The following is an 889-nucleotide window of genomic DNA, read 5'->3' as shown; positions in this document are numbered from 1 at the left end:
CAAGGCCAAGCTGTTACATACATCTATCGCCGTTGAACTCATTTTTGCTGCGTATGGATGCGTCATATCCAACACAGCACCGATGCCTTCCGATCTAATATATGCCTTTAAACCACCGAACTGTGTAAAGCCTCCGGAAATGACTTCGCAGGGTACGTCGGGTTGTCGAACCAAGCCTGCCACGCTATAAATAAGCGAATGATCGTTAGTATTAAACAAACCCTTTTCATAGGCGCGCTTCGTAAAAACTCGCGCATCTGCCGTTCCGCCCAGCAAGGGTATCTTCATGGGCTTTCCTCAGAGGCAAAACCAATAAATTGGCCTTGTCGATCAACAGAATACACCTCCAAGGTGACTGTATTATCAGGCAGTGTTCTCAATACGCGACGCGCTTCGTTAAGTGCTGCTTTACATAATTCATCGCCAATCAGTATCCCGGCATCGCGACAAATCTGAAATACCTGCATACTTGTATTCGCTTCTTGGATTTTATCGAGCACGCTTTGGTCTGCCTTCTGCGCTTTCGCGATTCGAGCAAGCTGCTCAAAATCAATGGACGAAGAACGGCTATTTAAATCCATGTGGCCATTTGCCAGCTTGCTTATTTTTCCGAACCCACCACAAATAGAGACTTTTTTGATGGGCGATGTTGAGGTGGGTACTTTTCGCAAGTGCTTTAGCAGCGCACCCACAAAATCACCCATTTCAATCAACCCCATATCGTTGAGTTCATATCGCGTCTTAATCGCTTCTTCGCTGGTGCTGCCTGTGGTAGCCGCAATGTGCGTGATACCATTTGCAGCCGCTACATCTACACCTTGATGGATAGATGCAATATAGGCGGCGCAAGAATACGGCCTAACTATTCCGGTGGTTCCCAAAATAGATA

General features: G+C 46.8%; 2 protein-coding genes. Both read right to left on the bottom strand.

Translation table 11 applies throughout. The annotated features are described in order from the left end of the window. Nucleotides 1-288, bottom strand: a 288-nt coding sequence (locus tag A3735_RS02295) for a precorrin-6A/cobalt-precorrin-6A reductase (RefSeq protein ID WP_197485611.1), incomplete at its 3' end; no start/stop codon positions are given. Beyond that, nucleotides 285-889, bottom strand: a 605-nt coding sequence (locus A3735_RS02290; RefSeq protein ID WP_197485610.1) for a cobalt-precorrin-5B (C(1))-methyltransferase, incomplete at its 5' end; no start/stop codon positions are given. The genes A3735_RS02290 and A3735_RS02295, both read right to left, overlap by 4 nt.

The sequence above is a fragment of the Oleiphilus sp. HI0061 genome, assembly GCF_001635675.1.
The sequence above is the reverse complement of the archived record's forward strand: the minus strand, read 5'-3'. Positions and strand labels throughout refer to the sequence as shown.